The organism is Actinoplanes auranticolor, assembly GCF_018332655.1.
GTDB lineage: Bacteria > Actinomycetota > Actinomycetes > Mycobacteriales > Micromonosporaceae > Actinoplanes > Actinoplanes auranticolor.
Genome location: NZ_BOQL01000111.1, coordinates 1 through 6,599, shown reverse-complemented (window position 1 = coordinate 6,599; position 6,599 = coordinate 1). Strand labels below are relative to the sequence as shown.

Genomic DNA, 6,599 nt, shown 5'->3' with positions numbered 1-6,599 from the left:
GACGTTAAACGCGAAGCTAAGAAGCCGCTCTCCGTGACAGGCAGGTCCGTGCCGTAGGGGAACACCCGACGAGTCCATGCGATTGCATCGCCATCCGAGAAGCCCACGAAGCAACACTAGACCGGCATGGCTGCACGAATAGGGCAGCCGCCCTGCGGCCCGCCGTATTCATGACAGGCGCGGTAGTCCTTCGACGCGGAGGTACAGACTGAACGGACCGCATCTTTGGTGACCACGGAGGGTCAGAAGTCCTCGGACCAGTCCTGAACCGATACGGCGTCGGGCCAGTTGGTATCTACCCTTGTGCCGTCAGGAAAGAGGCCAAGCTCGGCCAGCGGCGCTTCGCGGAGAACCACCTGGATATCTTCGCTGAATCCGGCCATGTCCCGTTCCTGCGCTCCGCGCTGCACTCGCTGGTAGATCGACCGGAGTAGCCCAACGCGAACCCCGAGCGGACCAAAGTCGCCGACTACCAGCTGCTGCTGGCCAACATCCGTAGCGGAAGCGCCTAGGTCGATGATCGTGACGAAAGGCAGGTAGTAGGCGAGCATCGCATCATCGGCCCCGCCCGGAATGACGAGCGCGTCCGGCTCGGCCTTCTCTGGGTCGAAGGCGTCGAGTTCCATCCCGCCGTCCCGGATCGGGAACGACGCCACGCAGCCTAGCGCCAGCCAGGGCACGGCGCCGCAGACGGTAAGTACCGACCGCTTTTGGAGTTCGAGCTTTCCGCGCAGCTCGGACTCCATCGTCCGGGAGCGCCCTTTCGCCTCGGCCACCACCCAGCCGTTTGGCGACAAGCCGAAAAGATCAGCTCGCTTGCGACCGTTGAACTGCACACCGTACTGCTGGAAGTACCGGTCGACGTGCAGGAGGTGGCTGACAGCAAGCTCCATGCGGCAGAACACCGCGGTCATGGCCTGTCCAAGTGCGTAAGACACGCCGACCAACTCCGACCGGTCGAGCTCAAGGGCCAGACGCGAACGAGTCAGCCGACCGTGGTAGTTACGCCGGATGTAAGCGGGGATCAAAGAAACCCGGTGGAGCCACTCGTAGGCTGACGCTGCACCGTAGCGGGAGCGGTCGCCGGGCGCTCGCCCCGTGGCGACCAGAGCATGGGCTAGATCGTCGGTGTTGAACGATAGCTTTCCGCCGCCGTTGATTACTCCCGTAGGGAAAGCGTAAGTGCGGTATCGCGCCTCAAACGCCGGCGGTGGCAGCGCCACCATCACACTCACCCCCGCTCGCGACCTGTCGCCATGTGTAGGCCGACTCGGTTCCCGCGGCCCGCCCATCGGTGGCAGGCTACCCCACCTCGGTTGTTTGCAGGAGACTCGAGTGACGGCAACGTTCCTGGTTCGACTGTGGCATCTCTTGCCACATACTCAGGCCTTCTTTCGCCTCCTGGCTCCGCCCCTTTGTCCCAGTTCCACACCGGACTCGGTCAGAACCTGGTGAACGGACCCGCAGCTGCGGCCCGTCGATTTCGCCAGCGCTCGGATCGACTCCCCCGCCGTGTAGCTTCACAAATTCTTTCGCGAAGGACTGTCTTGCGCTTCTTGGTCGAGCAACCAAGGGTTCCGAGCCGACCCTGTTGCCGCATACCCCGGTGAGCAACCGGCCACGCTCTCCCGGCTCTTCTCGACTCCACGCACCGGGCCTTCTACGCTGCTCTGATCAACAACTACGAAAAGGAACTACGGGAGGTTCCCTGGCCCGTCGCTAGAGAGAGCCGTCAGGGAGGTCCAAGAACTACGCCACCTGGTCCATAGGAACTGGTGGCCAAGGCTGTCGCCCCTGAGACGCACGGATCACGACGCTCCGACGCCTGGCGACGAGCAAACCCAACATCTAACTGGTCGTCGACATGGCGGCGCCGTGATGGATCGCCCTTCTATTCGATCCCGATCGCCTATGCGCGCCCGGCCAAGCACCCTGGCGGCCCTGACTCTTCCGTGCGCCAACCTTCGAGCTCGCTGTTGGGCCTGTCAGGCAGATCGGCCGGCCGATCTGCCTGACAGTATCCAGCCTTACTAGCTGGGCAGGCGCGGTAACGCTGCATAGCATCGACCCGTGGCCCTTGTGGACTGGTGCCGTCACTGCGGCGTAGAGACCCGAATGACTGAGGAGCACCTACCGCCGAAGTCTGCCGACAATGCTGCACCGATCACGATCTACAACGAGGTGAACGGTGAGCTGAAGGTCTTACGGAGCTACGAACAAGGGCACACCATCCCGTCGCTATGCAGCGACTGCAACGGTGGCGCCAGTAAGCGGGGCCTGCCACAGGCCTACGCAACATGGCGGAAAGACGTTGTGGCGCATCTTGGCCAGTGGGCCGCGAGCGTGCAGAGGGCGTTCGGCTGGGACCGCAACGATCTCTGGCTCCTTGCGAAGTCGCAGACCGAGGCTTTCTGGCTACCGATGGAACACGGCAGGGGCATCAACCCTCGTGGTGGAGTCAGCCTGCACCCCGGACGAATCGTGCGGCAGATCATCGGCATGATCCTCGCCGTGCAACGGACCCGTCGACTTCGAGACGAGCATCCCGAACTGATTGCCGCGTACGAATCCACAGGTCCCACTTCGCTTTCCGGTCATAGCATCCATGTGGCACTCGCGAGCACAGGGACGTTGGCTTACTTCACCGACGCCGTGTTGTCGGTGACCGTCAACATTTCGAGTCAACGGGGACCGAGAACGAAGCCGTTCTGGGCGATCATTTTCCAACCGTTCGTGATCATGCTGTGTGAGGGGGCAAGTGCTCCCGTTGAGGCCGCCCGCATCGACACCTGGCTTTCCTACCCGGACAACGCGATCTACACCAAGGCTGACCGCAAAACCCGCTATCCGATAGCCCATCGGGGCAATCTGTTGGTCAGCTTCCTGCATTCAAGTGCAGGCAGGGCTCCGCTGGGTGAAGAGACGATTGTCTGATCCGGGTAGGGCACCACTGATCGAGGATGGATTACGGATTCCCGTCGACCACAGCTAGCCGCATGCCCACTGGTACTGCCGCAGCTTGGCACAAGCACACCCCACGCCGGGCTGGACCGTCGTGTTGCGGCAGCTTCGCATCCGGGGCGCCGAGGCAGGCCGAGATGTCACCGACGACTGGGCCCGGCAGACTCTTGCCGGTTTGCCGGCCGACGGCGCACAAGCGGTTTGTGCGCGCATGGTCGCCGGGATCGACGCCAGCGACCCCCGCGTGCTCGCGCTGCTGCCGAGGTTCACCCCGCCGCCACGCTGGGGCGGGCGCGATACAGCTGAGGTCCGCTACCGCGACGCCCTCGCTGACAATGCCCACCACCTGCCCGCCGGCACCGCGCCGGCTCTCGGGTGGGGAGAGCTCACCGACGACCAGCGCGCCCGGACGGTCACCGCGTCCCGCGAAAGCTTCCACGCCGCGGTCCGCGAGCGCATCAGCGAGCTCTCCCGCGCGCAGACCCCCGCAGCGGGACCAGCCCCGCCCGAGTGAAGCCCGTGCCGGCCTGCCCCGCCGCGCGAGTGCCCCTTGCCGCCGGGGGGCGTCGGCGAATGCCGCCGACGACCCCACTCCCCTTCATGCCCGGCCGGGCACGGCCGTGGCTGCACTTGAAAGGAACCGTGGTGGCCGACTACCGACCGGGCCAGCGCGTCGCGCTGACCTGCACCCACGACTTGGACAACATGCCGCACGTCGGCCAGCAGGGCACCGTGCTGGCCCACGAGCCCGCCACCCGGACAGTCACCGTCGGCTGGGACGACGGCACCGTCACCGCAGTCCGATCGGCCGGCGGAGACGACCTTGACGCTCTCACCAGCTCGGCGCCGATCAGCGAGGACATGTGGCAGCACCTGCTGGCCACCGTCACGGCTCGAGGCGCCGACGGTCACCAGGCCGCCGACACCTGGAGCCGTGACCAGACCAGCCGCAACCCGGAGCAGATCCGCGGGACCGCACGACAGATCCTGCAGACGCTGGAAGACGACGAGGAACTCGACGACAACCTGGCGCCGCAGTACGGCGGCAGCAGCGTCGGGCAGCCGCCGACCGGCCGACAGCTGTCGCTATTGCCCGCGGTCGACGGTATCGCCTGGCGGCCGGAACAGCGGACCCGGTGCGGCAAGCGGGGCGGACGTACCGCGACGCATCCAAGACCGCGGTACGCGAACGTGCCGCCGAGTGGCCCGACGCACCCTCATCTCGCAAGCCGGCGGCCGCGACCTGGCCGAGCTGCGCCCCGATCGGGTGCACGTCGGCGGGGCCGGCGTGTTCTCCGGCGATTGGATGCGGACCTATCCGGACGACGGCCCCGACTGTCTGCGGATGGGATTCGTCGGCACCCTGATCGACCGGTGGAACGGGTGGGAGGTGTTCTCCTGCACCCGGCCGGTCGCCGATGCCATCGTCGCCGAGCAGCAAGCACCAGCGCGGCATCATGGTGGCCGACCAACGCATCATGTACGACGACCCGCAGGCGATCCAGTGGACCGGCCCCGATGCCGCCGACCGGTATGTGGTGATGGGCTCGAACTGGTGCTGGGAAGCGGTCGACCCCTATCGGTGTGACCACATCGTCGGGGAGCTTCCGGCCTCGGCCGATAGCAGGATCTCATGCTGCTGATCCATACGCCGGGGACGGGGCTGCCGCACGACCGGCTGCCGACCCGGGCGGACAAACAGCGGCCGATCACCGCGCAACCGGCCGGCGGGGACGAGCCCTCCCGCCTGACCGCCGACCTGTCCCGCATCCGCCACGATCGGTCGAAGGTCTGGACGGGCCGGTCCTGGTTCTTGCTGTCCGCCGACGCCTGCCGCCGGTCATGACCCGGCGCACGGAGCAGGCCGGTGACGCTACGCAGGATCGCTGGGCGCTTGGTTCTGATGGCTATGCGTGCTGCTGGCGCCCGCGGGCGCGGATACCGGCCGCTGGGGGCGCAGGACACACTCGGCGGCCGGGCCGCCGGCGACACCACTGCGGTAGCCCGGCGGATCACGAAAGGCATCGACGACGGCGACCTGCAGATCTGCGACCGGATCCCCACCTTGGCCGACAGCGACGCGTTCGACAGCGTGCCCGGCGGCGGCGCAGCCGCCCTCCGCTGTGGAGGGCGACCGACCGCCCGGCCGCGCAAGTCGTCCAGGGAGGACTTGGCCTCAGGAGCCGGCCGTCGCGAAGTAGAAGATCGCGAAAAGAACGAGCACTGTCGCGCCGAAGGAAGCCCCGCCCTTGAACATGGCTGCCGCCGGGCCGTCGCCGCCGGCGCGGGACAGCAGAGCAGCCGCTGCGGCGACCATGAGGCTGAAGATGAGAATCACCGCGAGCCAGAGCAGGCGAGTCGAAGCGTTCACAGGGGGAGCCTTTCCATCACAGACCTCTCCATTAGAGATCAGATCCGGCTGCCTCCCCCTGCCCCGGAGGCTGGCCTTTTTTGGCCAAGCAAGCAAGCTTACTGATCAGTAACCATCCGAAAACTTTTGTAGCTAGCAAGCTCTGGAACCCTGTGCGTTTGATCAGCTACGTAGAGTGCTGTTCGCATCTCTCTGATCTACTGCCCTCGTCGCTTTCGTGCAGTGCTTCGCGACGTTCTCGTCGCTGAGGACGGCATCGTCCCGTTGGACCATGTCCGGGCCAGCCCGGACGGCAGCGACACGCTGCGCCGCCCGGCGTCGAGGCCGTCCGTGGTGCTAGCCGGCCGCTCCGGCGGCTACACCGGAACGGCGCGGACCAACCCGTCATGCACGCCGGTGATCCTGAAGGAGGAGTTGCGTGCCAGCAGATACTCGTCCAACCCATTGCCCTTCAACTCCGCGGCGAGAGTGCCAGCTGGCAGGGTGAACTCCACGACTACCGGGACCTCCCCGGTTTTACTGATCGAAGTGAAGATACCGTCGGCGTAGGGCCTTCCGGCTCGTCTGGCCGCGAACTCCTGGGCGTGCGTCCGGCGCAGGCTCACCGACATATAGCCCCGGTTAGTGTGCATTGTATTGACCATCAAGCCAGGCAGACAGCCGTCGGGGACGGCAAGGCCCCGGTAGACAATGGTTGGCTCATTAAACGAACCGGCCGAGATGACAGAGTCGAGGTCCTTGACTAGAAATTTGGCGAACAGCTCATCTCCCTCGCGCTGGGCCTGGTTGATCTGGAGGGCGTTGCGGCCCTCATTCCAGGCGACGAGGGCACCCCGGTCGGTATCGGTTAGGTCGCGAGACCAACTAAAGTTACTCAGCGTGGTTCCCCTCATCCGATTGACTGCTCAGCGTAAATACCGCTCAAGTCCTGTGCCTGTGGCGCTAAGGCCACCCGTCGGGTGAAGGTCGCACTCGACCCTACCGTGCGGGAAGAGTGGATCACCCGACTCTGCCTCCATCCCCAGTCCTACAGAACGCCGGCTGCGGTCGCTCGGTTGCTCCGCGGTCGCTCGGATGTTCCGCACGCCGGCCGCACGTGTCCGGACGGGACTGGATTCGGCGTCCCCGTGCGGTTCCGCGGTGGCATGCAATATCCCGGAGGGGCCAGTATGTGGTCGGACAGGGACGGACTCTGCGCGAACTTGACACGGAGATCAAATGCAGGTGGATCTATGGAGGCGCTGCAGACTTTTAATCCATAGGTTCC

Annotated in this window: 7 protein-coding genes and 1 pseudogene; 4 read left to right on the top strand and 4 right to left on the bottom strand. The window is 65.6% G+C overall.

Going from position 1 to position 6,599, the window contains the following annotated elements:
- Positions 1-242 precede the first annotated feature (242 nt).
- The gene (locus tag Aau02nite_RS45795) at positions 243-1,226 is read right to left on the bottom strand and encodes a hypothetical protein (RefSeq protein ID WP_212994988.1); all 984 of its coding nucleotides are present in this window, start codon (positions 1,224-1,226) and stop codon (positions 243-245) included.
- Between the two features lie 156 nt (positions 1,227-1,382).
- Positions 1,383-1,572 (bottom strand): annotated as a pseudogene (locus tag Aau02nite_RS45790) (helix-turn-helix domain-containing protein).
- A gap of 498 nt (positions 1,573-2,070) precedes the next feature.
- Here Aau02nite_RS45790 and Aau02nite_RS45785 point away from each other — a divergent pair.
- The 4 genes from Aau02nite_RS45785 (at position 2,071) to Aau02nite_RS45770 (ending at position 4,807) form a co-directional block, all read left to right on the top strand.
- A complete protein-coding gene (locus Aau02nite_RS45785; RefSeq protein ID WP_212994987.1) occupies positions 2,071-2,934 on the top strand; it encodes a hypothetical protein in 864 nt (287 codons plus the stop codon).
- Positions 2,935-3,172: 238 nt separating this feature from the next.
- The gene (locus tag Aau02nite_RS45780) at positions 3,173-3,475 is read left to right on the top strand and encodes a hypothetical protein (RefSeq protein WP_212994986.1); all 303 of its coding nucleotides are present in this window, start codon (positions 3,173-3,175) and stop codon (positions 3,473-3,475) included.
- 687 nt (positions 3,476-4,162) lie between these two features.
- Positions 4,163-4,549 carry a hypothetical protein gene (locus Aau02nite_RS45775; protein ID WP_212994985.1) on the top strand — a complete coding sequence of 129 codons (387 nt, stop codon included), beginning with the start codon at positions 4,163-4,165 and terminating at the stop codon, positions 4,547-4,549.
- 45 nt (positions 4,550-4,594) lie between these two features.
- Positions 4,595-4,807: a hypothetical protein gene (locus Aau02nite_RS45770; RefSeq protein WP_212994984.1), complete on the top strand. Its 213-nt coding sequence runs from the start codon at positions 4,595-4,597 to the stop codon at positions 4,805-4,807.
- A 330-nt stretch (positions 4,808-5,137) separates the two neighbouring features.
- On the opposite strand, the gene Aau02nite_RS45765 is transcribed toward Aau02nite_RS45770, so the two are convergent.
- A complete protein-coding gene (locus Aau02nite_RS45765; protein ID WP_212994983.1) occupies positions 5,138-5,332 on the bottom strand; it encodes a hypothetical protein in 195 nt (64 codons plus the stop codon).
- A gap of 356 nt (positions 5,333-5,688) precedes the next feature.
- Positions 5,689-6,225 carry an ADP-ribosyltransferase family protein gene (locus Aau02nite_RS45760; RefSeq protein ID WP_212994982.1) on the bottom strand — a complete coding sequence of 179 codons (537 nt, stop codon included), beginning with the start codon at positions 6,223-6,225 and terminating at the stop codon, positions 5,689-5,691.
- Positions 6,226-6,599 lie beyond the last annotated feature (374 nt).

Bases quoted from the DNA above. Each gene is read 5' to 3' on its own strand.
- Aau02nite_RS45795 (WP_212994988.1), bottom strand. From the start codon at position 1,226: ATGGTGGCGCTGCCACCGCCGGCGTTTGAGGCGCGATACCGCACTTAC.
- Aau02nite_RS45780 (WP_212994986.1), top strand. From the start codon at position 3,173: ATGGTCGCCGGGATCGACGCCAGCGACCCCCGCGTGCTCGCGCTGCTG.
- Aau02nite_RS45770 (WP_212994984.1), top strand. From the start codon at position 4,595: ATGCTGCTGATCCATACGCCGGGGACGGGGCTGCCGCACGACCGGCTG.
- Aau02nite_RS45760 (WP_212994982.1), bottom strand. From the start codon at position 6,225: ATGAGGGGAACCACGCTGAGTAACTTTAGTTGGTCTCGCGACCTAACC.